We start from the raw sequence: 25,166 nt of genomic DNA, 5'->3' as shown, positions 1-25,166 counted from the left end.
TGGGATCGGTCGGGCCTGGGTCATTCCGTGAGCCCGCCGCGGGTCCACGCGGTCGCGACGGCCACGGCGTCGAGGGTGCGGTCGACGTCGTGCACGCGTACTCCCCAGGCCCCGGCCGCCGCGGCCAGCGCGGAGATCGCCGCGGTGGCGTCCTCCCGGCCGTCCGGCGGGCGAGGGGTGCCGTCCGGCGCCGCGAGCAGGCGGCCGAGAAAACGCTTGCGGGAGGCCCCGACCAGCACCGGGAAGCCGAGCGCGAGCAGCCGGTCGAGGCCGTGCAGCAGCGCCCAGTCGTGTTCGGCGCGCTTGGCGAAGCCCAGCCCGGGATCGAGCACCAGCGCGTCCTCGCGGACCCCGGCGGCGAGCGCCGCGTCCACCCGCGCGCCCAGCTCGGCCAGCACGTCCTCGACCACGTCGTCGTACTCGGCCAGGTCGTTCATGTTCTTGCTGTGCCCGCGCCAGTGCATCAGCACCCACGGGACGCCGGCGTCGGCGACGACCTTGGCCATCAGCGGGTCGGCCAGCCCGCCGGACACGTCGTTGACGAGCGTGGCGCCCGCCTCCAGCGCGGCGGCGGCGACCTCGGCCCGCATGGTGTCCACGCTGACCGGCACGCCCTGCGCGGTGAGCGACCGGATCACCGGGGCGACCCTGGCGGCCTCGACGGCCGGCGCGACCCGGTCGGCGCCCGGCCGGGTGGACTCGCCGCCGACGTCGATCAGGTCGGCCCCGCGCCGGTGCAGGGCGACGCCGTGCGCGACGGCGTCGTCGTGGCCGAGGTAGCGCCCGCCGTCCGAGAACGAGTCGGGTGTGACGTTCAGCACACCCATCACGACGCAGCGGCCGGGTTTGAACAGGCCCACTCCTAGCGCCCCTTGATCAGCTCGATCGCCTCGGCCCGCGAGGACGCCGAGGTGCGGAACATGCCGCGCACCGCCGAGGTGGTGGTGCGCGCGCCTGGCTTGCGGACGCCGCGCATCGCCATGCACAGATGCTCGGCCTCGATGACCACGATCACCCCGCGCGGGTCGAGCCGCCGCACCAGGGCGTCGGCCACCTGCGAGGTCAGCCGCTCCTGCACCTGCGGACGCTTGGCGTAGAGGTCGACCAGCCTGGCCAGCTTGGACAGCCCGGTCACCCTGCCGTGGCTGTTCGGGATGTACCCCACATGGGCGACCCCGTGGAACGGCACCAGGTGGTGTTCACAGTTGCTGTACATCGGGATGTCGGTGACCAGGACGAGTTCCTCGTGGCTCTCGTCGAAGGTCTTGGCCAGCACGGTGTCGGGATCGGTGTATAGCCCGGCGAACATCTCCCGGTACGCCCTGGCCACCCTGGCCGGGGTGTCCCGAAGGCCCTGCCGCTCCGGGTCCTCACCGCAGGCCAGCAGCAGTTCGCGGACCGCCCGCTCCGCCCTGGCCTGGTCGAACACCGGCCGGGACGGCGCGTCGTCGTCCTCGTGCGTCGGGACGACCGCGTCAACGGACTTGGTCACGTGCTACCTCCGAGATGACCGACCCCCGTGTCCTCGCGCCAGGCACGAGGACACGGGGGCGTGTCGCTTCTGTCATTCAGCCCAACCGTCATCGGTCAGGCGTTGTTCCGGCCGCCGTCCGGATCCGTGCCGAACGGGCGCCTCGCCGGGTCGGACTCGACGGCGGGACCGCCGTTCTCCTGCGGCTGCGGGACCTGCTGCTGCTGGTCCCACGACGGCGTCCAGGGCTGTGGCTGACCGGCCGGAGCCGTCGCGGGCGTCCACCCGGGCGGCGCGCCGTAGTTCGGCGGACCGGACGGGTTGGCCGGCTGGCCACCCTGCGGCGGGTACGTCGGCTGGTACGGACCGGGCTGGCCGTACGGGCCGCCCGGCTGCTGCGGCGGGGTGCCGTAGGGGCCGGCGCCGTTGGGGACCGGCGCGTCCTGGGCCGGCCTCGGCGGCCCGCCCGGCGTGTCGGTGCCCACCGGGACCGTGCCGACCGGGGTCGGCGGCTGATCCTGCACCGGCGGCCACGGCTCGCCGCGCTCCTTGGCAAGCTCGCCGGGGGTCTTGATCGGCGGCTTGTCGGAGGGAGTGCGGCCACCGAAGTCGTTGAACTCGGTGATCCTCGGCCGCTTCTCGACGCGCGCGAAGATCCGTTCGAGGTCCGTGCGGTGGAGCGTCTCCTTGTCGATCAGCTCCAGCGTCAGGTCGTCGAGCACATCGCGGTAGGTGTTGAGCACCTGCCAGGCCTCGGTGTGGGCGGCCTCGATGAGCTTGCGGACCTCCTCGTCGATCTCGTGCGCGACCTCGAGCGAGTAGTCCGGCTGCCGGCCGGCCGAGCGGCCGAGGAACGGCTCGCCCTGCTCCTGGCCGTACTTGACCGCGCCGAGCTTGGCGCTCATGCCGTACTCGGTCACCATCGCGCGGGCGATCTTGGTGGCCTGCTCGATGTCGTTGGACGCGCCCGTGGTCGGCTCGTGGAAGACCAGCTCCTCCGCGGAGCGGCCGCCAAGGGCGAAGACCAGCCTGGCGATCATCTCCGAGCGGGTCATCAGGTCCTTGTCGTCCTCGGGGACGGACAGGGTGTGCCCACCGGTGCGACCGCGCGCCAGGATCGTCACCTTGTACACCGGGTCGATGTCCGGCATCGCCCACGCGGCCAGGGCGTGCCCGGCCTCGTGGTAGGCGGTGATCTTCTTCTCCTTCTCGGAGATGATCCTGCTCTTGCGGGCCGGGCCGCCGATGACGCGGTCGACCGACTCCTCCAGCGCGGCGGAGGTGATCTGGGTGCCGTTGTGCCTTGCCGTGAGCAGCGCGGCCTCGTTGATGACGTTGGCCAGGTCGGCGCCGGAGAAGCCCGGCGTGCGCTTGGCCAGACCGTCGAGGTCGGCGTCGGGGGCCAGCGGCTTGCCCTTGGAGTGCACCCGCAGGATCTGCCGGCGGCCGCGCATGTCGGGCGGGGACACCGGGATCTGCCGGTCGAAGCGGCCGGGACGCAGCAGGGCCGGGTCGAGGATGTCCGGCCGGTTGGTCGCCGCGATCAGGATGATCCCGCCGCGCGAGTCGAAGCCGTCCATCTCGACGAGCAGCTGGTTGAGGGTCTGCTCGCGCTCGTCGTGACCGCCGCCGAGCCCGGCGCCTCGGTGCCGGCCGACCGCGTCGATCTCGTCGACGAAGATGATGCACGGCGCGTTCTGCTTGGCCTGCTCGAACAGGTCGCGGACGCGGGACGCGCCGACGCCGACGAACATCTCGACGAAGTCCGAGCCGGAGATCGAGTAGAACGGCACGCCGGCCTCGCCGGCGACCGCGCGGGCCAGCAGCGTCTTGCCGGTTCCAGGCGGGCCGTAGAGCAGCACGCCCTTGGGGATCTTCGCACCGAGAGCCTGGTAGCGGCCCGGGTTCTGGAGGAAGTCCTTGATCTCGTGCAGTTCCTCGACGGCCTCGTCCGCGCCGGCGACGTCGCCGAAGGTCGTCTTGGGCATGTCCTTGGACAGCTGTTTGGCCTTGGACTTGCCGAAGTTGAGCACGCGATTTCCGCCGCCCTGGGCGTTGTTCATCATCCACATCAGGACGAGGAGCAACAGGCCGAGCGGCACGACGAAGATCAACATCTGGGTCAGCCAGGAGTCCTGGGTGACCTTCGTGTTGAAGTTGACCTTCTTGTCCTCGAGCTGCTTGAAGACGGTGTCCGCCGACAGGGCCGGGAACTGCGTGATCATCCGGTCACTGCCGTCGACGGCGTTGTTGAGGGTCAGCCGGAGCCGTTGCTCTTTGTCCTCGAACGTGGCTTCCTTGACGTTGCCCTTGTCGACCTGTTCGAGCGCCTTCTGGGTACTCACGGGGGCATAGCCCCTGGAGTCGTCGAAGAGCACGCTGAAGGCGTAATAGAGCAGCAACACCGCAACGATCCAGATGAGCGGGTTGCGAAGCAGGCGCTTGCGGTCCATTCACTTACGGCCGTCGGGCGGCCTCGACCCTCCCTGACTTGCACGTCGGGTGGTGGCTACCCACCGCCCGGACGGACGGGCACACCGGTCCGACCAGCGTACCGCCCGGATCGGCAACCCATTGCCTCCGCGCGACAGCCAAACGGACCTGCTGCCTGCCCTGAGCAACCAACGGGCGGGAACACCGCTGTGTTCCCAGCGTGACCGCAGCCACGTGGAACGTGCCCTTTTTGTCACTCCATGTCCGCCGAGTCCGCCGAAACACCTGCTCAGCGGGCCGTATTCGGAGGATACGGCGTTCGAGGGAACCCGTCCGCCCCGCGCGCCGGGCGCGTCGGCGGTCGGCGCGGGCCCGGCAGTCCCCCGGCGCGCCGGACTCGCCCTCGGCCGTCCCAGCAGGTGGTCCATCGCGCCGCCGAGTTCGCCGGCCGAGAAATGTCCGCAATGCGGCGAGCATGCCGCCATTCGAGTGACGCCCGACACGGGAACCTAGCGCCCGAGCCTGCCGGTGTTCATCCTCACCGACTACGCGGCGTACCGAAATTCCATCCGATTGGGCAAATGTCTAACCGAAGGTAGTCACAGCATGCCAACTGGCCACCGGCCCGAGCGACCACGCCGGCTCAGGCGCGTCCTGCTGCCGATCGGCGCGCTCGTCGGCGTCGTCGCGGCGGTCGCGGTGACGATCGTGGCGCTGAAGGCGACCAGCGGCCGGACCTGCACCGGCCTGCTGAGCCTCCAGGTGGTCGTCGCGCCGTCCACCGAGGGCGTGGTGCGGCAGGCCGCCGACACCTTCAAGGCGAGCCAGCCGATCGTGGACGGCAAGTGCGTGCAGGTCCAGGTGAACGCGCGCAGCTCGGCCGACGTCGCGCGGGAGCTGCCGACCACGCAGATCAACCCGCCAGCCCTGTGGCTGTCGGACTCCTCGCTGTGGCCGCAGCAGGTGGTCGCCGACGCCGTGCCTGGCAGCCCGACCCTGGACATCCGGCCCTCGCTCGCGACCAGCCCGCTCGTGGTGGCGGCCTCCGCCCCGAGCGCTGGCAAGCTCGGCTGGCCGGTCTCCCAGGTCAGCTGGCAGCGGATCATCGACGGCAGCGTGCCCGCCGTGCTCAGCGACCCGACCACCACCACCGAGGGGCTGCTCACCCTCACGCTGATGCGCGGCCTGCTCGGCAACCCGGACGGCACGCCGAAAGCGGAGCTCGTCGACGCCCTGCTGCGGATCGGGCGCAGCACCCTGACCACCGTGCAGGACGGCTTCGGCAAGGTCAGCCAGGGCCCCGACACCGCGCCGGTGTTCACCGCCACCGAACAGTCGGTGCTGGCCACCAACCGGCAGGCCGGCAAGCGCGAGGCCGTCGCCGTCTATCCGCAGGAGGGCACCGTCTCGCTCGACCACCCGCTCGTGCGGGTGACCAGGGCGACCGAGCCGCCGGGCACCGGCGAGGCCGCGAACGCCTTCGAGCAGGTGCTGCGCTCCTCGGATACCGCGAAGCGCTTCGCCGACGCGGGCTTCCGCGACACCAAGGGCGCCGCGCCGACGAGCTGGCGGGACGCCGACGGCGTGCGCGGCGACCTGCCTCGGACGCTGCCAGCCCCCAACGCCAAACAGGTCAGCGAGCTGCTGAAGACCTGGACGGTGCTCAACCTGGACGCGCGGATGCTCACCGTCCTCGACGTGTCCGCCCCGACGAAGCAGAAGGCGCCGACCGGCCAGAGCAAGGTGGAACTGGAGCGGGACGCGGCGCTCAGGGCGCTCGGCATGCTGCCCGACACCACCCAGATCGGGCTGTGGGCGTTCTCCACCCAGCAGACGCCGACGACCGACTGGACCGAACTGGTCGGCCTCGGGCCGCTCGGCGAGCAGGTCGGCGCCGGGCCGAGGCGCGCCGCGCTCCAGTCCGGGCTGACCAGGCTGCCGAGCCTGGTCAAGGGCGGGTCGGCGCTGTTCGACACGACGCTGGCCGCGGTGCAGTCGGTGCGCAGGGCCTACGACCCGGTGAAGGTCAACTCGGTCGTGCTGATCACCAACGGGCGCAACGACAACCCGCAGGGCATCGACCTGCCGACGCTGCTCGACCGGCTGCGCGCGCAGGTCGACAAGGCGCGCCCGCTGCCCGTCATCACCATCGGCATCGGCCCCGACGCCGACATGGACGCGCTACGCCAGATCGCCTCGATCACCGGCGGCAAGGCCTACCAGGCGCAGGAGCCTGGCGACATCCAGAACGTGCTGCTGGACGCCATGAGCCAGCGCAGCTGCCGCCCCAACTGCTGACCGCACCTCGTGGGCGGGCACCCCGCAGGCGCCCGCCCATGAGGGTGCTAGGCGTAGACCTTCGGGTCGAGCGTGCCGATGTAGGGCAGGTCGCGGTAGCGCTCGGCGTAGTCGAGGCCGTACCCGACGACGAACTCGTTGGGAATGTCGAAGCCCACGTACTTCACCGGGATCTCGACCTTCACCGCGTCGGGCTTGCGCAGCAGCGCGCACACCTCCAGCGAGGCAGGCTTGCGCGAGGCCAGGTTCTTCAGCAGCCAGGACAGCGTCAGGCCCGAGTCGATGATGTCCTCGACGATGAGCACGTCCCGGCCGGCGATGTCGCGGTCGAGGTCCTTGAGGATCCGCACCACGCCGGAGGACGAGGTCGCCGAGCCGTAGGAGCTGACCGCCATGAACTCCAGCTGGGTGGGCACGGGCAGCGCCCTGGCCAGGTCGGTCATGAACATCACCGCGCCCTTGAGCACGCCGATCAGCAGCAGGTCCGAGCCACCGTCGGCCGGGTAGTCCGCCGCGACCTTGTTCGCCAACTCCGTGACCTTGTCGCTGATCTCCTGCTCGGTGACGAGCACGGAAGCGATGTCGCCCTCATACACGGGCAGACTTCCCCTCTGGTTGAAGTTTGGCGTGACTGTCCAGTGCCGACAGCGTCGGCACTGGACAGTCATGACTCCGTTGGGTCAACGCAAAGCCTGCCATGCGCGCGCCGGGCGACCAAGCCGCCTGGCAGCCAAACGCCACCCTGACCCCGCCATTCGCCGACGAGCGCGTCCACCGATCGGAGCTGCGCGTCGGTGAGCTGCCGCACACCGAGCCCGCGCAGCCAGCCGCGCAGCGCCCGCCGACGCAGCGCGGCCGGCGCCCCGGCCAGCACGGCCACGTCGAGGGTGTCGCCGCGCGTGGCCTCGGCGAACAGGTCGTCGGCGAGCGCGTCCAGCGCGTCGCAGTCCTCCCGCAGCTGCGCGGCGGTGCGGGCCAGCGCGTCCGCGACGCCGTGGTTGAGCACGTCCTCCAGCAGCGGCAACGCCTCGGTGCGCAGCCGCACCCTGGTGAAGGTGGGGTCCGCGTTGTGCGGATCCGACCACGGCACGAGGCCGAGGGCTGCGCACGCGGCCTCGGTCGTCGCCCGCGACACGCCGAGCAGCGGCCGGGCCAGCGGCGGGTCCAGCGGGCGCATCCCTGCGATCGAACGGGGCCCGGAGCCCCGGCCGAGGCCCAGCAGCACGGTCTCCGCCTGGTCGTCCCTGGTGTGCCCGAGCAGGACCAGCGCGTCCGGCGTCGGCAGGGCCGAGCGCAGGGCCGCGTACCTGGCCCGGCGCGCGGCCGCCTCCGGTCCGCCCGGCCCGGTCACCTCGACGGGCAGCACCCGCACGCGATGCAGCCCGAGCCCGGCGAGCTGCTCGGCGGCCCGCCGCGCGACCTCGGCGGAGCCCGCCTGGAGTCCGTGGTCCACCACAAGGCCGTGCAGCCGGAGCCCCGCCGAGGCGGCCACGTGCTGCGCGCCCGCGGCCAGGGCGAGCGAGTCGGCGCCGCCGGACACGGCGACCGCCAGGTCCCCGCCGTCGAGATGGCCCTCGGCCCGCGCGGCGGTCAGCAGCCTGCGCACGGCGGTGCGGACCGCCGCCACCGACGCGTCGAGGGCGGGGCGATCGGTCACGGGTGGACGCGGCGCAGCCAGGCGTCCGGGTCGCTGATCTCCGCGCGGGTCGGCAGCGTCTCGGGGGCATCCCAGACGGCGTTGAACCCGGACATGCCGACGGCGCCGACGACGTGCCCGGTGAACGCCGAGCCCTCCGCGTACTGGCGGACCTTGGCCTCGACGCCGAGCACGGTGCGCAGCACGCGGTCGAGCAGCCCGCCGCCCTTGCGGCGCGCGGTGAACCGGTTCCTGATGGTGGCCACCGACGGGACGACGGCGGGACCGACCGCGTCCATCACGTGGTCCGCGTGGCCCTCCAGCAGCGTGGACAGCGCGACCAGCCGGTCAAGCAGCACGCGCTGTTCCGGCGACTGCAACAGCTCGACGAGCGCGACGGGCCCGGACCCCTCGGAGTCGCGCACCCGCTGCCGCGCGGCCCGCAGCACCTCGGGCAGCCTGCTGACCGAACCGCTCGCGCCGGCGTCCATTGTGGACAGCAGCTCGGCGACCTGGCCGGCGAAGTAGTCCCGCAGCCACGGCACCGCGGTGAACTGGAGGCGGTGCGTGCACTCATGCAGGCACACCCACAGGCAGAAGTCCTCGGCCGGCACGTCCATCACGCGCTGCGCGCCGACGACGTTGGGCGCCACCAACAACAGCCGTCCCGTGCCGGCGTCGCCGAACGGGTCGTACTGGCCGAGCACCCGCGAACTCAGGAAGGCCAGCACCACGCCGGCCTGCACCCCGGCCGTGCCGGCGAGCACGCCGCCGAGCGGGCCAGAGGCGGGTCGGGGCAGCGCGCCGTCGGTGAGCGCGGCGAGGCCGTGCACGGCGGCGCGCACCCAGCCCTGCCGGTCGACGACCTCGCCGGGGTGCAGCGGCAGGCCGGCACCCAGCCCGGTCAGGTCGCGGACGTGGCCCTCGGCGATGACGGTGAGGTCCCGCAGCCTGCGGACCGCGAGATCCGCCTCAGCGCGCGGCACCACCGGACCCGGCCGAACCAACCTCGCCGCGGTGGACGCGGCCAGCTCCCAGTCGACGGGCGCCTGCCCCTCCACCGTCCGTGCTGCCGTCGCGGCGTTCACCCCACCGACGCTACCCGAGGTTTGCCGGAAATCGCGGGCAGGACGTGCGCCCGTGACCGGAACGGAGCGACCTACCGGGCCAGGGCGGTGTCGATCACCTCTCGGCTGTCCACCAGCAGCGCCTGCGCCGCGGTGCGGCCCGTCGCGGCCAGGTAGGCGTCGACGAGCCGGTTGCCGACGGCGTAGCCGGCGCCGGTCGGCAGGCCAACCGGGGTCGCGCCGAACCGGGCCGCGGTCGCGTCGCCGTGCACCCACGCCGCGAAGTTCTGCATGCCGGTCACGCCAAGGCCGGAGACGACCTTCTCGAACACCGCGTCGTCGTGCAGGTGCGGCACGCCGATGCGGGTGTGTCCCAGCTCGTCGCCGTACAGCTGCCGGGCGAACGCGTCGGCCAGCCCCTCGGACACCACCTGCTCGCCAACCGTGACCGTCGCCGGGTTCCACACGACCGCGCCGGGGCCGTAGCGGAGGTTGTGGTTCAGCTCGTGGACGGCCGACGCCTCCAGCCGGGCCAGGTTCTCCTGGTAGGGCCAGAAGTTCAGGAACAGGTACCCGGACACGCTGCCGTTCGCCGTCATGCCGAGCGTCGGGCCCATGAAGTGCGCGTCGCCGGGGTCGCCGAGGACGATGAGCACGGTGATATCCGGCGCGGTGATGCTGGGCGTCGCCGCGAGCTGCACGGCCAGCGCGTCGTCGAGCGCGCGCCCGATCCGGCCCCAGGCGTCGGCCGCGCGCAACGCCTCCAGCGCGTCGAGGCACCGCTCCTCGTCGCGGTCGAGCGGGAAGCCAGAGCCCATCCGGTGCATCGCGACGAGGTCGACCTCGCCGGGGAAGTACCGGTACATGCCCGCGGCGGGTGTCAGCATGGCCGTCAGGAGCGCGGGCCGGTCGGCGCGCGGCGCGCGCAGGATCTCCAGCATGGCCGGGTAGGTGTCCAGGACCGTGATCGTCATGGCAACGGACGCTAAACCTTCCAGCGGCGGCAGACTCAAGCCCGTTTTGCGAGCTAGTGACAGCCGCAGTTGCGCAGCGCGGCGGCCAGCGTGTCCAGATACGGCCGCGCCGCGCCGAGGTCGGGCTCCTGCGCCACGTTCGACATGAACGCGAACACCAGCAGCCTGCCCTCGTTGTCCACCACCAGGCCCGCCAACGAGTTGACGTTGCTGAGCGTGCCGGTCTTGGCGCGCAGCCAGCCCCTGCCGACGGCGGTCTGCCCGCTGACGTAGCGCCCGGACAGGGTGCCGCTGCCGCCGGCGACCGGCAGCCCGGCCAGCAGGGGCCGCAGCTTCGCAGTCTTCTCGTCGCCGGCCGTGTCCGGCTTGGCCGCCGCCGTGACGATGTCCGCGAACAGCTTGGCCGGCACCTTGTCGCCGAGGGACAGTCCGCTGCCGTCGTTGAGCACCACGCCGGACAGGTCGAAGCCGTTCTTGGTCAACACGTCCCGAACGGCCTTGGCCGCGCCGGTGAAGGACTGGTCCGCGCCGTTCACCCTGGCGACCTCGCGGGCCATCGCCTCGGCGAGCACGTTGTCGGAGATCTGGAGCAGGTTGGCGACGAGCTGTTCGACCGGTGCCGAGCGGACCTCGCCGAGCACCTTGGTGCCCTGCGGCGCGGCGCCCTTGACTGCCGGGGCGGACACGCCGAGCCCTCGCGCGAACGCGTCGGCCGCGGTCTGCGCCGCGTTGGCGACGCGCGGCTTGTCCTCGGTCGGGTCGACCCGGCCGCCGTCGATCATCAGGGGTTCGAGGTGGGTGATCGAGCCGCCCGCGATGTCGGTCGCGTCCCAGCCGTTGGCGAAGTCGGGGCCCGGGTAGCGGCTGATGTCGTAGACGACCTTGCTGATCGTCCCGCCTGCGCTCTGTTTGACCTGGTTGACGAGGTCGGCCAGCTTGGCCGAGCCCGGGTACCTGTTCTCCTTGCCGGCCGGCGTCGAGTCCAGCGTCGGGTCGCCGCCGCCGATGAGCACGACCGTGCCCGGCTCCGTCCCGGCCACAACCTTGGTGCTGAGCTGGTCGGCGTGGTTCAGGCTGAGCAGCGCGGCGGCGGCCGTGAGCAGCTTGGCGCTGGAGGCGGGCGTGAGCAGGGCGGTGTCGCCCTTCTTCCACAGCGTGGTGCCCGTCGCCGGGTCGACCACCGCGCCGCCGAGGGTGCCCAACTGCGCCGCCGCGGCGAGCGGGTCGAGCACGGCGGCCAGCGCCTGCGGGGTCGGCGCGGGCGACCCGGCGCCCACCGGGCGCAGCGCCGGCACGACGGCGGTCGGCGAGGGCGGCGGCTGGATGGCCGCCGCCTTCGTGCCGAACAGCCCAAGTTTGTCGCCCCCGACGACCACACCGACGCCGAGGGCGATCACCAGGATCAGGGCTCCGGCGATGATCAGCATCTTGCGGCGGCCACGACCACCCTTCCGGGTGACCTCGGGCGCGTCGTTCTCGTGCTCGGCGGGCTCCGGCTCGACCGGCAGCGACGGCGGCGGCTCGCTCGACGGCGGCTCGATCCGGCGGGGCTCGGCGCGCAGCGGTTCGGGGCGTTGCTGCTCGGCACGCAGCGGTTCGGGGCGCTGGCCGCCCTGTCCGTACGTGTCCTGTCCCACAGTTTCCCGCGGCGGCTGGGGCCGTTCCTGGGGCGGCAGCGGCCGGGCGAACTGTGTCGTCGGCGACTCCACCGCAGGCCGCTGTTGGCGTGCCGGGTCGGGCTGTTGCTGGGGGCGCTGGACGGGCCGGGTCGGCGGGTCGACGGGCGCCTGTTGGGCCGCGTCGCGGGGCCGGGAGGCGCCCGGTCCGCCCTGCTGACCGGGCGGCCCCTGCGGCGGCCGAGGACCCTGGTTCAGGCGCTGGACCTGCACCGTTGGCGGATCCACGTAGCCGGATCCGGACTGCCGGACCTCCTCGACAGCAGGCTCGTCGAAGTCGTCGTCGACGGTGGGCCATTCGAAGTCCGCGGGAGCCTGCTGGCGCGGGTCCGCAGGCTCTCCTGGCTGACCTGGAGTGGGCCGTCCGGGTCCGGGCACGCAGTCCTCCCGAGGGGCAGGCCGTGTCGCTGACACGAGCAAGGTCACACCGTCGGACCGCTGCTTCGATGCGGACCGATCGGACGTCTTGGTCCACACTAGTGGCGTAACGAAGGATGGCACTGCGGCCGCTCGTGACCGGCCGCACCTGAGGCAACACGAGCGAGGAACGCGTGGAGTTCGACGTCACCATCGAGATCCCCAAGGGTGTGCGCAACAAGTACGAGATGGACCACAAGACGGGGCGCATCCGGCTGGACCGCACCCTGTTCACGGCCACTCAGTACCCGGCGGACTACGGGTTCGTCGACAACACCCTGGGCGAAGACGGCGACCCGCTGGACGCCCTCGTGCTGCTCCAGGAACCGACTTTCCCCGGCTGCCTGATCCGGTCGAGGACGATCGGCATGTTCCGGATGACCGACGAAAAGGGCGGCGACGACAAGCTGCTCTGCGTGCCGGCGGACGACCCCAGGTCGGAGCACCTGCGCGACATCCACCACCTCAACGAGTTCTACCGGCTGGAGATCCAGCACTTCTTCGAGGTGTACAAGGACCTTGAGCCGGGCAAGAGCGTCGAGGGCGCCAGCTGGGTCGGACGCGTCGAGGCCGAGGCCGAGGTCGTCCGCTCCTACCAGCGGTTGAAGGACGCCGAGGCGAACGGCGAGCACTGAGCTTCGCGGTCGGATCCGGTCGGGCGTGTCCCGGCCGGACTGACCCGACAGACGCGACGGAGGCCCCGCACCGGGTTGGTGCGGGGCCTCCGTCGTACGGGCGTCAGGTGCCTAGTGCGCCGGCACGATCACCGGGGCCTCGGCGGCTTCCTCGGCCTGGAGCTGAAGACCGGACTTGGTCGACAGCGGCTTCTCCTTGAGGAACCAGACCAGCACGAAGGCCGCCAGCGTCACGAACCCGCCGACCACGAACACCGTGTCGATCGAGCTGGAGAAGCCGTCCCAGAACGGCCTGGCCAGCGTCGGGTTGGCGCCGTTGAGGAACGAGGTGTCGTTCAGGTCGCCGCCGCCCTTCTGCATCGCGGCGAACTTCTCCGCGAAGACGTGGTTGGCCGGGTCCTGCAACGCGAGCTGGAAGTCCTTGGTCGGGGCCACCTTCGCGACCCCGTCCTTGATCTTGTCGCCGACCGTGCTGAACAGGATCGACAGGAAGACCGCGGCACCGGCGGTGCCACCGATCTGCCGGAAGAACGTCGACGAGGAGGTCGCCACGCCGATGTCTCTCGGCTCGACACCGTTCTGGATCGCCAGCACCAGGGTCTGCATGCACAGGCCCATGCCGGCGCCGAACAGGCCCATGATCAGCATGGTGTGCCACAGCGGGGTGTCGGTGCCGATCTGCCCGAACAGGAACAGGCCGGTGGCCATCGCCGCAACGCCGATGATCGGGAAGATCTTGTACCTGCCGGTCTTCGAGGTCAGCGCGCCGCTGGTGCCCGAGGCCACGATGATGCCGCCCATCAGCGGCAGCAGCATCAGGCCCGACGCGGTCGGCGTGGCGCCCTTGACGATCTGGAGGTACAGCGGCAGGGCGACCATGCCGCCGAACATGCCGACACCCACGACGAAGCTGATCGCGTTGCTGACGCTGAACACCGAGTTGCGGAACAGCCGCATCGGCAGCAGCGCCTCGTCCTTCATCCTGAACTCGACGAAGACGAAGGCGATCAACCCCAGCACGCCGATCACGTACATGGCGATCGAGCGGCCGGCGTCCCAGCCCCACTCGCGACCCTGCTCGGCGACGATCAGCAGCGGCACCAGGCCGACGATGAGCATCGCGGCGCCCCAGTAGTCGACGCGGTGGTTGACCCGCTTGTGCGGGATGTTGAGCACCTTGGTGACCACCAGCAGCGCGACGAGCGCGATCGGCACGTTCACCAGGAACACCCAGCGCCAGCCGGTGATGCCCGCGAAGCTGTCGAGCCCGGCGAAGAAGCCGCCGACGACCGGGCCGGCCACGCTGGAGATGCCGAACACCGCCATGAAATAGCCCTGGTACTTGCTGCGGTCCCTCGGCGGGATGACGTCGGCCATGATCGCGAACGCCAGCGACATCAGACCACCGGCGCCAAGGCCCTGTAGCCCGCGGAACGCGGCCAGCTCGTACATCGAGCCCGAGATGCCCGACAGCAGCGAACCCGCCAGGAAGAACGTGATGGCGGTCAGGTACATCGGCTTGCGGCCGTAGATGTCGGACAGCTTGCCGTACAGCGGCGTCGAGATCGTCGAGGTGATCAGGTACGCCGTGGTCGCCCACGCCTGAAGCGTCTGGCCGTGCAGCTGGTCGGCGATGGTCTTCATCGCCGAGCCGACGATCATCTGGTCGAGCGCCGCGAGGAACATGCCGAGCAGCAGTCCGGACAGAATGGTCAGGATCTGACGATGCGTCAGACCAAGGGCCCCACCAGACGGGGGCGCGGTGTCCGACCGCGCAACCGTTTCTGACATTACTTCTCCCCTCCGGAGTGCGACCCCAGTCCGCACTCGGTGATGAACTTCTGGAGCGAACGCTCGTAGGCGTCCGCAAAGCGCTCGTAGGCCGCCGCGAAGGTCCCCAGGTCCTCGGGCGACCAGTCGCCGAACATCCGCGCGAGTGCCGCGTTTCGCCGTTCCCTGCTGCTGTCGAGGAACGCGCAACCCGCCTCCGTGGCGGCGAGCACGCTGGCCCTGCCGTCCTCGGGGTCCGCGCGGCGTTCGACCAACCCGTCCTTGACGAGCTGGGCCACCTGGCGACTGACCGTGGACGGGTCGGAGTAGACCGCCTCGGCGAGCGCGCTCGACCTGCTCGGCCCGTTCGCCGCCAGCGTCGCGAGCAGCACGTAGGCCGCCTTGTCGATGCCGGCCTTGCTCAGGTGGGCGGCGACGGACGCCTGGAGCCTGCTGACCCGGATCATCGTCATGGCGATCCCGTTGACCACCGCGAGGTCCGCGTCCCCGGTGGGCTCCGGGGCACTCTCCATGCTCGCCATGACTGCTCCGACCGCTCCGTTGCTTGTGGCATCCAAGTAGTTGTTCGATGCAAGCATGAACTTAGCCAAGGTCTCTTAGCAACTGAAATACCGTGTGACCCCGCTCGCAGCACGGACAGTCCCCGGGCGACTACCAACCGCGCATGCCGGACGCAGGGCGCACGACACCCACACTGCTTTTAACGGACGAACGCGGCGTTGGGGCGAATCTATCGCCCCAACGCCGCGTTGGCTCCCGAATTTGACCGACGGTGCTACTCGCGCATGCCGATCGCGTCGGCCGGGCGGCTGCGCAGGGCCAGCCGCGTCGGCAGGATCGTGCCGATCATCCCCAGCAGCGCGGTGAACCCGATGATGGCCAGGTAGGTCGCCGGCGGCACGGTCGGCCACGGCGAACCGCTCATGGCGTAGCTGAACGGCACCAGGGTCGCGGCCGCGACGGCCGTGCCGAGCACCACCGACGTCACCACCACCAGCAACCCCTCCCACCGCGACATCCGCAGCACCTGCCGCCTGGTCGCGCCGATCAGCCGCAGCAGGGCGAACTCGCGGACCCGCGCGGACGTCGCCATCACCAGCGTGTTGACCACCGCGATGCCGGTGTAGGCGACGATCAGCCCGGCCAGGATCAGGTTCACCCACACCGCGATCCGCTGCTGGTCGGCGTGCTGGGCGTGCACGGTCGCCTGGTCGACGACCGTCAGCCCCGGATACCGCTGCGCCAGCGCGGCGAGCCCGGCGGCGGTGTTCGCACCAGGAGCGTTGCGCACCAACACCTCCGTGGCCAGCCCGGTCGTGGTGTGGCCAGCGACCAGCACGCGATCCATCACCACGTCGCCGAAGCCGAGGTTGCGGCCGTAGGTGGCGATCGCCTTCACCTCGACCGGCGTGCCGTCGCCCAGCCTGATCTTGACGGTGTCGCCGAGCTTGACGCCCATCGAGCCCGCCAGCTGGTCCGACATCGCGATCTCGTTGCCGTGCAACCGTTTCAGGTCGCCGGTGAGCACCTTCAGGTCCACCGTCTCGGCCAGCTCGGCCGGGTCGACCGCCTGTGCCTCGACGGCTCGCACCTGCACCTCGCCCATCATCGTGTACTCGGCGACGACCTTGGTGCGCGCCACCGAGGTGGTCGCGGCGACCCCGGGGACCCGGTGCGCGTCCCGCGCCGCCTCCTCCGGCAGGCCACCGGTCGAGGACACCAGCACGGCGTCGGCCCTGCTGCCGGCCACCGCGTCGGCCTCGCCAGCCGCGAGCATGGTGGTCTGCGCGAAGATCGCGGTGCCGGCGAAGCCGATGGCCAGCACCAGCGGGGTGATCGCCGAGGCGAGCCGCCGCGAGTTGTTCAGGGCGTTGGCCCTGGCCAGGTAGCCGGACACGCCTGCGGACCTGGCGATCACGCCACCGAGCACCGTCGCGGCGCGGCGGCTGATCAGCGGGCCGAGCAGGGCGACCGCCGTGATCGCGAACACCACGACCCCGCTGACGGCGGCGGCTGCCGCGTCGCCCTTGATCACCAGCGGCAGCAACATCATCGTGAGGCTGGAGAACAGGAACACCAGCCCGGTGATCAGCCGACCCCTGCCGATGCCCGGCCGTTCGAGAGCGGCCTCGCCCAGCGCCTCGGTCGGCTTGGTCCGCGCCGCGCGCGCACCGGCGGCGAAGGTCGCGCCGACCGCCGTGAGCACGCCGGCCACCAGCGCGGCGGCGAACGGCAGCGGTCCGACGTGCATCGGCATGGTGTCCGGCACGATGCCCCGCTGCGCGAACTGCCCGAACATCCAGTGCGCCAGCGCCACACCCGGCAGGCAGCCAAGCACGGACGCGACGGCGCCGATGGCCAGCGCCTCCCCCGCGATCATCTTCCGCACCTGGCGCGGCGTCGTGCCGATCGCCCGCAGCAGCGCCACCTCGCGGGACCGCTGCTGGATGGACAGCCCGAACGTGCTCGCCACCACCAGGATCGCCACCATCAGCGCGATCCCGCCGAACGACGTGGACAGCGTGATCAGCATCATCTCGGCCTCGCCGGCGGCGAGGAACTCGGCAGCGCCCCGGTCGGCGCCGGCCAACGCGACCGCGCCACTGTCCTTGACCACGGCGGCGACCCGGTCGCGCAGCTCGTCGACGTCCGCGCCGTTCGCCGCGAGCACGCCGATCGCGGCCGCCCTGCCGGGCTGGCCGGCCAACTTGCCGGCCTGGTCACCGGTGAAGAACATCGCGGACTGCTTGGCGAGCCCGACCCCGACCGGCTCGGCGATGCCGGCCACCTGGAAGGACTTCGGCTCGCCGCCGACCAGGACGGACACCTGGCCGCCGACCTGCACACCAGCCCGCCCGGCCAGGTCGGCGTCGAGCACGACCTCGGCGTCCCCGCTCGGCTCGTGGCCCTCGCGAAGCCGGAACGGGGTCAGCGCGGCGGAGTCCCAGCCGTGCCCGAGCGACGGCGTGCCGCCCGGCCCGAGCAGCGGCTGCCCGTCGCGCACGGCGGTGGCCGGGAACGACACGTCCGCGATGGTGCGCGCGACACCGGGCAGCTGGCGGATCTTCGCGGCCAGCCCGGCGTCCACGCCGACCCGCTCCGGCAGGCCGACCGGCATCGGGTCGGGGGTGTGGTCGTCGGGGGCGCGGGTGACCACCGGCCGGTAGGACTGCTGGCCGGCGACGATGACGGCCGTCCCGGCGTAGCGCTCGGTCGGGGTGCCGCCCCTGAGCCCGGACTCCAGCATGATTCCGCAGGCGGTGACCAGCGTCGAGGCGAACAGCAGGGCGACGAACGCGCCGACGAAACCACCCTTGCGGGCGCGCAGTGTGCGCAAGGCGAGGCTCAGCACGACGCGGCCTCCGCCCAGGCGCCGAGGTGGGTCATCCGGTCCGCGACCTGCTCGGCCGTCGGCCGGATCAGGTCGCCGACCACGCGGCCGTCGGCCAGGAACAGGACCTTGTCGGCGTAGGACGCGGCGACCGGGTCGTGCGTCACCATCACCACGGTCTGCCCGGTGCCGGTGACCACCTCGCGGAGCAGCCTGAGCACGTCCCGGCCCGTGCTGGTGTCCAGCGCGCCGGTCGGCTCGTCGCCGAACACCACGGCCGGCTTGGTGACCAGCGCCCTGGCGATCGCGACGCGCTGCTGCTGGCCGCCGGAGAGCTCGGACGGCCGGTGGGCCAGCCGGTTGGTCAGGCCGACCCGGTCGGTCACCTCGCGCACCCAGGCCCGGTCGGGCCTTCGGCCGGCCAGCCGCAGCGGCAGCGTGATGTTCTCCGCGACCGTCAGCGAGGGCAGCAGGTTGAACGCCTGGAACACGAAGCCGATGCGGTCCCTGCGCAGCTCGGTGAGCGCCGTCTCGCGCAGCCCGGACAGGTCGACCCCGCCGAGCCGGACCGACCCGCCGGTTGGCTGGTCGAGGCCGGCCGCGCAGTGCAGGAACGTGCTCTTGCCCGAGCCCGACGGGCCCATCACGGCGGTGAAGGTGCCGCGCGGGAAGCCGACCGTCACCGAGTCGAGGGCGGCGACGGCGTTGTCGCCCTTGCCGTAGACCTTCGAGACCCGGTCGAGCAGGACCGCGAAACCGCCGTCACCATCGCCGTCAACAACACGCTTCCGCACTGCGATCTCCTTGCCTGGCAACGAATTCCTGTATGGAACTCACGCTAGGCACGGAGCCGTCCAATGACGACGGTGCTAGCCCGCCTCTTGCCCGTCGGCTGCCCCACCAGCGTTGGGGGAGTTAGGTCCACCAACGGGTTCACAGGGCAGCGTGACGGTGACCAGGGTCGGGCCGCCCTGCGGACTGACGATCGTCAGGACGCCGTCGAACGCGGCCAGCCTGCGGCGCAGCCCGGCCAGCCCGGTCCCGTTGTCCGCGTCGGCCCCGCCGTGCCCGTCGTCGCCGATCTCCATGCGCAGCACGCCGTTCGCGTGCCGCACGTGCACCCAGCCGCGGCTCGCGCCGCTGTGCTTGGCCACGTTCGTCAGCGTCTCGGCCACCACGAAGTAGGCGGCCGACTCCACCGGCGCGGGTAGCCGTTGCGGCAGGTCCAGCTCGGTGCTGACGGGCAGCGGGTTGGCCAGCGCCAGCGCCTGGACCCCGCCGACCAGCCCCCGGTCGGCCAGCACGGGCGGGTGGATGCCGCGCACCAGGTCGCGCAGCTCGGACAGCGCCAGCGTGGTGGAGCCCCGCGCCTCGGACACCAGCTCGCGGGCGAGGTTCGGATCGCTCTTGAGCAGCTCCTCGACCATGCCGAGGTTCATGCCGAGCGCGACCAGCCTCGCCTGGGCGCCGTCGTGCAGGTCGCGTTCGATCCTGCGCAGCTCGGCGGCCTGCGCGTCGACGGTCTCCGCGCGGGAGGTGGCCAGCTGCTCGACCCGCTCCACCAGCTTGGCGTTCGGGTTCGGCGCGAGCAGCGCGCGGTCCATTCTGGCCTGCACCCGCAGGAACTTCGGGCTGAGCCACCAGGCGAGCACGGCGCTCACCAGCCCGACCGGCACCACCGCGACGGCGCGGGTCCAGCTGTCGATCGGCACGAACACCTCGATGCGCGCGAACCGCCAGATCGCCGGGGCCAACAGGCAGACGACGGCCTCCATCCACAGGGCGAGCGGGATCATGCTGAGCGGGACGCCGACCACCGCGTGCAGCGCGAGCCAGCCGAGTTCACGCTGGTTGGCCGGGTCGGTCGCGGACTGCCGGAGCCTGCCGAGCACGGTGGTGGCCGTCACCGCCAGGTAGGGCTCGGGGATGTCGACGTCGAGCGCCTGCTCGGCCAGCCTGCGGTGCACGTTGGCCACCACGTGGATCGCCTTGAGCACCGCGAACAGCAACGGCAGGCCGACCCCGCCGATCAGGCTCAGCAGTATGGCGGCCAGCAACACCGGCAGCAACACCATCGCGGCCATCGACGTGACCGTCGACACCCACAGGCGACCCAGCTGCGTGAGCACCCCGACGCGGGGATGGCCCGCCTTGTCCGTCATCCGTCCATTGTGACCTGTCGCGATGACGAACACCGGGGAGCTAGCACCACCATTGGTGCTGGCGGAACCCGCCAGGCCGCCCCTCTCCCTGAGGGGCGGCCCACCGAGCGGGTCAGGCCCAGCCGGGCATCGGGTAGCCGGCCAGCAGCTCGGCCACCTCGGCGGCGATCCGCTCGATGGCGGCCTCGTCACCCTCGCCAGCCGCGCGCACGGCGCCGTCGATCCACTCGGCGAGCACGGGCATCTGCTCGACGCCGAGGCCACGGGTGGTGATCGCGGGCGTGCCGAGCCGGATGCCCGACGGGTCGAACGGCTTGCGCGGGTCGAAGGGCACGGTGTTGTAGTTGAGCTCGATGCCGGCCCGGTCCAGCGCCTTGGCCGCCGGCTTGCCCGCGATGCCCTTGCTGGTCAGGTCGACCAGGATCAGGTGGTTGTCGGTGCCGCCGGAGACCAGGTCGAAGCCGCGCTCCAGCAACGCCTGCGCCAGCGCGTTGGCGTTGGCCACCACGGCGTGCGCGTAGTCGCGGAAGGACGGTTCGGCCGCCTCGCGCAGCGCCACCGCGATGGCCGCGGTGGTGTGGTTGTGCGGGCCGCCCTGGAGGCCGGGGAACACGGCCTTGTCCAACGCCTTCGCGTGCTCGGCGTCGGACATCAGCATCGCGCCGCGCGGGCCGCGCAGCGTCTTGTGCGTCGTGGTGGAGATGACCTGGGCGTGCCCGACCGGCGACGGGTGCGCGCCGCCGGCGATCAGCCCGGCGATGTGCGCGATGTCGGCCGCCAGCACCGCGCCGACCTCGGCCGCGATCTCGGCGAACGCGGGGAAGTCGATGGTGCGCGGGATGGCGGTGCCGCCGCAGAAGATCAGCTTGGGCCGTTCCCGCAGGGCCAGCTCGCGGACTTCGTCCAGGTCGACGCGGCCGGTGTCCTTGCGCACGCCGTACTGCACGCTGCGGAACCACTTCCCGGTCGCGGACACGCTCCAGCCGTGCGTGAGGTGGCCGCCCATCGGCAGCGCCATGCCCATGACGGTGTCGCCGGGGTCGAGGAAGGCGAGGTAGATCGCGAGGTTGGCCGGCGAGCCGGAGTAGGGCTGCACGTTGGCGTGGTCGACGCCGAACAGCGCCTTGGCTCGGTCGACGGCGAGCGTCTCGATCGGGTCGATCAGCTGCTGGCCCTCGTAGTAGCGGCGGTCGGCGTAGCCCTCGGAGTACTTGTTGGTGAGCACGGTGCCGGTGGCCTCGAGCACGGCCGTCGAGACGTAGTTCTCGGACGGGATCAGGCGGATCTTCTCGTGCTGGCGCCTGGCCTCCGCCTCGACGAGGTCGGCGATCTCGGGGTCGGTGGCGGCGAGGTGCGGGACGGCTGGCTGGTGCATGAGCGGGCCTCCTGGGGACACGTGTCGTCCTGGCGGAGGCACCCAGGCGCACGGCACGGTTCCGGTCGGTCGCTCCCCGGTGGTTGTCTCCACCCGAACACGCCAGTCACGACAGGAGCCAGAGTCTAGAGCTCGCGGGCCGAGGCGCAGGAGCATCCACCATGGTTACCAATCAGTAGATCCGATGGGTTACCGGCGGGTAGCATCGGCGTCATGAGCGAGTATGGCTGGGTCAACGACGCCATGAAGCAGAGCGTGCCGTGGGTGCGCAGCAACGAGGTGGAACTGCTTGAGGTCGACGCGGAGCGCGTGGTCGCGTCCCTGCCGGACCACGAGCACCTGCGCAACCACGTCGGCGGCCCGCACGCCGCGATGACCTTCGGCCTCGGCGAGACCGCCTCCGGCGCGATCGTGATGGCCGCGTTCAGCTCGGTGCTCGACCGCGCCACCCCGCTGGTCGCGCGCTCCGAGATCGCCTACCGCAAGCTCGCGCTCGGCGCGGTGCGGGCCGAGGCCGTGCTCGGCAGGCCCGCCGACGAGGTCATCGCCGAGCTGGCCGAGGGCACCCGCCCCGAGTTCCCCGTGCAGGTCACCGTCAGCAACGCCGAGGGCGTCACCACGGCCGAGATGACCGTCGTCTGGACCCTGCGCCCGAACCGTTAGGCGCCGAACCCGGGAGTACGCCTACGCAAACCGGCGTCGGACCCGTAAGGTCCAGGATCCGTGACGAGCGACAGCACCGCATCGCCGGCCTTATGGTGGCGCCGCGCGCCCAGCTGGCTGCGCATCACGGCCGCAGCCATCGCGGCCTTCCTGCTGTTCTTCCTGCTTGGTTCGCTGATGAGTGGGTCGTCGGCGGTGCCGGGCCACCCCGTCGCGGTGAACTCCCCGACGAACGTCGCGCCGAGCACCGCCCCGACCGTCACCCTCACCGTGACCAGCGTCGCCGACGGCAGGACCATCGTGACCTCCGACGGCAAGCAGGTCCGCCTCTCCGGGCTGACCGACCCCGCGCCGTGCTGGGCGACCGTGGCGACCGGGTTCCTGCGCAACGCGGTGCAGGGCAAGACGGTCTGGGTGTCCGTCGAGGCGGAGGGCACCCCGAGGGTGGCCCGCGTGCAGCTGACCGACACCACCGACGTCAGCGTGCTGACCATCAGCAAGGGCTTCGGCCGCGTCGCGTCGTACGCGGCGGGCCGGGCCGAGCTGACCAAGGCGGAGACCACCGCCAAGCAGACGGCCGTCGGCCTGTGGGGCGACCCGTGTCGGGGCTCGGACACCACCCCGAAGCCGACCACGTCCAGCCCGCCCCCGACCTCCGAGCCGAACGACCCCGGCGAGCCGTCGACACCGGCCAAGCCGGGCGAGGTGTACTACAAGACCTGCGCGGACGCCAGGAGGGCAGGCGCGGCGCCGCTGTTCAAGGGCCAGCCGGGCTACCGCGAGGGACTGGACCGGCACCACACGGGCGTCGCCTGCTGGTTCTGAGGTCCCCGCCCCGGCCTTGCGTCTAGGGCCTGGCGAGACCGTGCCGGCCGCGCTGCTCGGGTAGCGCGTGCCGGCCGACCAGGCCGACCTGCCCAACCCTGCCGACCTGCCCGACCCTGTGCAGCTGACCGGCCCGCCGGACCGACGCGTGCCGACCGACCCGCTCGGCGGCCGCCGGATAGAACCAGCTCAGGTCGGTGCGCACCCTGGCGACGGTCCGGCGGCGAATCCACTCGCGCCGCACCGCCGGCAGCCCAAACACCGCCAGCAGCACGCCGAGGACCGCCGCAACGATCATCGTGGTCATGGGTCATCCCCTCCTTCGCCGGTGGGACGGGCCCGCGCGGCCGCCCTGACGCCGCCGCCGCGTCGACCACCCCTTCAGACCACCGCCCTTGCGCCGGGTCACGCTCGACGCTAGCGTGACCCGTGACCAGATTTCGTATCCGGTCACGAGTCAAACCGAGGATGTGGATGAACGAGTTCGAGGCGCGCGCCGCACGGATCCTGGACGCGGCGTCGGCGCTGCTGCTGCGCTGGGGCTACCGCAAGATCACGGTCGAGGACATCGCCAAGGCGGCCGGTGTCGGCAAGGGCACCGTCTACCTGCACTGGAAGACCAAGCAGCAGGTCTTCCACGGGCTGTTCCTGCGGGAAAGCCTCGACGTGCTGCGGGTGCTGCTCGATCGGATGCGCGAGGAACCGGACCTCGCCCTGCCCGGCCCCATGTCGGCCACGGTCTACGTCGAGGTGATGAACCGGCCGATCAGCAAGGCGTTGTTCCTGGGCGACGGCACGGTTCTCGGCGAACTCGTCGAGGGGTCGACATCGCTGCGGAACTACGTCAGCTCGTCGATCGGTTCCTACCACGACTACCTCGACCTGTTGCGGGACAACGGTTTCATCCGCAGCGACCTGGACACCGCCGCGCTGACCTACGTCATCGACGCGGTCAACAGGGGGTTCTATCTCGGCCAGGACGCAGCAGGCCTGCAACCCGACCGCTCGGCGCCCGAGACGGCGGCGCTGCTCGCCGACGCGATCAACAGGGTGGTCGAGCCGGCAGACAGACCGGATCCGCACGGCGTCGTCCGCCTCCAGCAGCAGATCGTCGCGCTGTTCGAACGCTGGAACGACGTCCTCACCGAAGCGATCGCCGCCACGCAGAACCGATGAACCTAAGGAGCTGGCGATGACAGAACAGACGATCCAGGCGCCGCCGTCGACCGCCGACGGCGGCCGGGCATTACTCGACTGGTGCCGCGACCACCGCGAGCACCAGCCCGTCGGACCGGACGCCCAGGGCATCTACCACGTCTTCCGCTACGACGACGTGCAGCGGGTGATGATGAACCCCGCGACCTTCTCCAACGACTTCACCCGGATCATGCCGCAGCTGGAGGACGCGTCGAAGGGGAGCCTGCTCTCGGTGGATCCCCCGCTGCACCGCAAGCTGCGCAGGCTGGTCAGCGAGGCGTTCACGCCGCGAATGGTCGCCTCGCTGGAGCCGAGGATCGCCCAGCTCACCGGGGAACTGCTGGACGAGATCGACGGCGCCGGCTTCGACCTCGTGCAGGGCCTGGCCTACCCGCTGCCGGTGATCGTGATCGCCGAGCTGCTCGGCGTGCCAGCCACCGACCGTGACCTGTTCCAGCGGTGGGCGGACGACATCTTCTCCAGTCAGATCACCGACCTGACCGACCAGGACCAGATCGCGGAGGCGACGAAGCGGACCACGGAGCTGAACGCCTACCTGCTCGACCACACGAGCAGGCGGCGCGCGCGGCCCGGCGACGACCTGATGAGCAGGCTCGTCGAGGCGCGCGTCGACGACGAGGCACTCGACGACGACGAGATCGTCAACTTCTCCCGGCTGCTGCTGTTGGCCGGGCACATCACCACCACCATGCTGCTGGGCAACGCGATGCTGTGCCTGCACGACAACCCCGACGCGGCCGCCGAACTCCGCGCCGACCCCGGCCTCGTCCCGCGCGCCATCGAGGAGATCCTGCGCGTGCGGCCGCCGTTCACCATGACCGCGCGGGTGGTCGCGGAGGACACCGAGATCGCCGGAGTCGCGGTACCGGCCGGCCGCATGATCATGGGCTGGCTGCTGTCCGCGAACCACGACGAACGCCAGTTCCCCGACCCCGACCGGTTCGACCTGCACCGCGACCCCAACCGCCAGGCCGCGTTCGGCCACGGCATCCACTTCTGCCTCGGCGCGCCGCTGGCTCGCCTGGAGGGCCGGATCGCGCTCGGCGCGCTGCTCGACCGGTTCCCCGACATCCAGCTCGCCGAGCCGGACAAGGTGACCTACCGCGAGAACCAGGGCTTCTACGGCGTCGCCGCGCTTCCGCTTATGGTCCGGCGCTGACGATCCGGCGCGGCTGATTCGCCGGCCGAAGGATC

At 71.6% G+C, this 25,166-nt stretch carries 21 protein-coding genes and 1 riboswitch; of the genes, 6 read left to right on the top strand and 15 right to left on the bottom strand.

Features of this window, described 5'->3' with window-relative positions; translation table 11 throughout:
• Positions 1–20: 20 nt before the first annotated feature.
• From folP to ftsH, 3 genes are all read right to left on the bottom strand, one after another.
• Complete coding sequence (folP, locus tag F0L68_RS13615; RefSeq protein WP_188316572.1) at positions 21–827, bottom strand: dihydropteroate synthase; 807 nt, start codon at positions 825–827, stop codon at positions 21–23.
• 35 nt (positions 828–862) lie between these two features.
• Positions 863–1,492 (bottom strand): GTP cyclohydrolase I FolE, encoded by a 630-nt coding sequence (gene folE / locus F0L68_RS13610; protein ID WP_149849890.1) that lies wholly within the window; start codon positions 1,490–1,492, stop codon positions 863–865.
• A gap of 95 nt (positions 1,493–1,587) precedes the next feature.
• Positions 1,588–3,924 carry an ATP-dependent zinc metalloprotease FtsH gene (ftsH, locus tag F0L68_RS13605; RefSeq protein WP_149849889.1) on the bottom strand — a complete coding sequence of 779 codons (2,337 nt, stop codon included), beginning with the start codon at positions 3,922–3,924 and terminating at the stop codon, positions 1,588–1,590.
• A gap of 586 nt (positions 3,925–4,510) precedes the next feature.
• Between ftsH and F0L68_RS13600 the strand changes: the two genes are divergently transcribed.
• Entirely contained in the window at positions 4,511–6,202 is a 1,692-nt protein-coding gene (locus F0L68_RS13600; RefSeq protein ID WP_149849888.1) for a substrate-binding and VWA domain-containing protein, read from the top strand.
• Positions 6,203–6,249: 47 nt separating this feature from the next.
• On the opposite strand, the gene hpt is transcribed toward F0L68_RS13600, so the two are convergent.
• The 5 genes from hpt to dacB form a co-directional block, all read right to left on the bottom strand.
• A complete protein-coding gene (hpt, locus tag F0L68_RS13595; RefSeq protein ID WP_149849887.1) occupies positions 6,250–6,798 on the bottom strand; it encodes a hypoxanthine phosphoribosyltransferase in 549 nt (182 codons plus the stop codon).
• A 68-nt stretch (positions 6,799–6,866) separates the two neighbouring features.
• A complete protein-coding gene (tilS, locus tag F0L68_RS13590) occupies positions 6,867–7,859 on the bottom strand; it encodes a tRNA lysidine(34) synthetase TilS (RefSeq protein ID WP_223198761.1) in 993 nt (330 codons plus the stop codon).
• A complete protein-coding gene (locus F0L68_RS13585; RefSeq protein ID WP_223198760.1) occupies positions 7,856–8,926 on the bottom strand; it encodes a zinc-dependent metalloprotease in 1,071 nt (356 codons plus the stop codon). Before F0L68_RS13585 ends, tilS begins: the two co-directional genes overlap by 4 nt.
• 71 nt (positions 8,927–8,997) lie before the next feature.
• Positions 8,998–9,879, bottom strand: coding sequence for a DUF2268 domain-containing putative Zn-dependent protease (locus tag F0L68_RS13580; RefSeq protein WP_149849885.1), 882 nt, complete (start codon positions 9,877–9,879; stop codon positions 8,998–9,000).
• A gap of 53 nt (positions 9,880–9,932) precedes the next feature.
• Positions 9,933–11,933 carry a D-alanyl-D-alanine carboxypeptidase/D-alanyl-D-alanine endopeptidase gene (dacB, locus tag F0L68_RS13575; RefSeq protein WP_149849884.1) on the bottom strand — a complete coding sequence of 667 codons (2,001 nt, stop codon included), beginning with the start codon at positions 11,931–11,933 and terminating at the stop codon, positions 9,933–9,935.
• Positions 11,934–12,106: 173 nt separating this feature from the next.
• Here dacB and F0L68_RS13570 point away from each other — a divergent pair, with 173 nt between their 5' ends.
• The gene (locus F0L68_RS13570) at positions 12,107–12,607 is read left to right on the top strand and encodes an inorganic diphosphatase (protein ID WP_149849883.1); all 501 of its coding nucleotides are present in this window, start codon (positions 12,107–12,109) and stop codon (positions 12,605–12,607) included.
• A 111-nt stretch (positions 12,608–12,718) separates the two neighbouring features.
• Here F0L68_RS13570 and F0L68_RS13565 read toward each other — a convergent pair whose 3' ends face one another.
• The 6 genes from F0L68_RS13565 to glyA all read right to left on the bottom strand — a co-directional run bounded on the left by F0L68_RS13565 (position 12,719) and on the right by glyA (position 21,266).
• Complete coding sequence (locus F0L68_RS13565) at positions 12,719–14,398, bottom strand: MDR family MFS transporter (protein WP_149849882.1); 1,680 nt, start codon at positions 14,396–14,398, stop codon at positions 12,719–12,721.
• Complete coding sequence (locus F0L68_RS13560; RefSeq protein WP_223198759.1) at positions 14,398–14,919, bottom strand: MarR family winged helix-turn-helix transcriptional regulator; 522 nt, start codon at positions 14,917–14,919, stop codon at positions 14,398–14,400. Before F0L68_RS13560 ends, F0L68_RS13565 begins: the two co-directional genes overlap by 1 nt.
• Before the next feature lie 254 nt (positions 14,920–15,173).
• A complete protein-coding gene (locus tag F0L68_RS13555) occupies positions 15,174–17,750 on the bottom strand; it encodes an FtsX-like permease family protein (protein WP_149849881.1) in 2,577 nt (858 codons plus the stop codon).
• Entirely contained in the window at positions 17,744–18,523 is a 780-nt protein-coding gene (locus F0L68_RS13550; RefSeq protein WP_149849880.1) for an ABC transporter ATP-binding protein, read from the bottom strand. The genes F0L68_RS13555 and F0L68_RS13550 overlap by 7 nt, the downstream gene beginning before the upstream one ends.
• A gap of 75 nt (positions 18,524–18,598) precedes the next feature.
• On the bottom strand, positions 18,599–19,891 hold the full coding sequence (locus tag F0L68_RS13545; protein WP_149849879.1) for a sensor histidine kinase: 1,293 nt from the start codon (positions 19,889–19,891) through the stop codon (positions 18,599–18,601).
• Between the two features lie 112 nt (positions 19,892–20,003).
• Positions 20,004–21,266, bottom strand: coding sequence for a serine hydroxymethyltransferase (gene glyA, locus F0L68_RS13540; protein WP_149849878.1), 1,263 nt, complete (start codon positions 21,264–21,266; stop codon positions 20,004–20,006).
• 33 nt (positions 21,267–21,299) lie between these two features.
• Positions 21,300–21,386: riboswitch (ZMP/ZTP riboswitch) on the bottom strand.
• A gap of 93 nt (positions 21,387–21,479) precedes the next feature.
• Between glyA and F0L68_RS13535 the strand changes: the two genes are divergently transcribed.
• Together F0L68_RS13535 and F0L68_RS13530 are read left to right on the top strand one after the other, a co-directional pair.
• A complete protein-coding gene (locus F0L68_RS13535) occupies positions 21,480–21,929 on the top strand; it encodes a DUF4442 domain-containing protein (RefSeq protein WP_188316554.1) in 450 nt (149 codons plus the stop codon).
• Between the two features lie 60 nt (positions 21,930–21,989).
• A complete protein-coding gene (locus F0L68_RS13530; RefSeq protein WP_223198758.1) occupies positions 21,990–22,754 on the top strand; it encodes an excalibur calcium-binding domain-containing protein in 765 nt (254 codons plus the stop codon).
• A gap of 22 nt (positions 22,755–22,776) precedes the next feature.
• On the opposite strand, the gene F0L68_RS13525 is transcribed toward F0L68_RS13530, so the two are convergent.
• Entirely contained in the window at positions 22,777–23,061 is a 285-nt protein-coding gene (locus tag F0L68_RS13525) for a hypothetical protein (RefSeq protein WP_149849877.1), read from the bottom strand.
• A 167-nt stretch (positions 23,062–23,228) separates the two neighbouring features.
• Between F0L68_RS13525 and F0L68_RS13520 the strand changes: the two genes are divergently transcribed.
• Together F0L68_RS13520 and F0L68_RS13515 are read left to right on the top strand one after the other, a co-directional pair.
• Positions 23,229–23,930, top strand: a complete 702-nt coding sequence (locus F0L68_RS13520) for a TetR/AcrR family transcriptional regulator (RefSeq protein ID WP_149849876.1) — start codon at positions 23,229–23,231, stop codon at positions 23,928–23,930.
• Positions 23,931–23,946: 16 nt separating this feature from the next.
• Complete coding sequence (locus F0L68_RS13515) at positions 23,947–25,131, top strand: cytochrome P450 (RefSeq protein WP_149849875.1); 1,185 nt, start codon at positions 23,947–23,949, stop codon at positions 25,129–25,131.
• The last annotated feature ends 35 nt before the right edge of the window (positions 25,132–25,166 follow it).

The organism is Solihabitans fulvus (genome assembly GCF_008386585.1).
GTDB classification, from domain to species: domain Bacteria; phylum Actinomycetota; class Actinomycetes; order Mycobacteriales; family Pseudonocardiaceae; genus Solihabitans; species Solihabitans fulvus.
The sequence above is the reverse complement of the archived record's forward strand: the minus strand, read 5'-3'. Positions and strand labels throughout refer to the sequence as shown.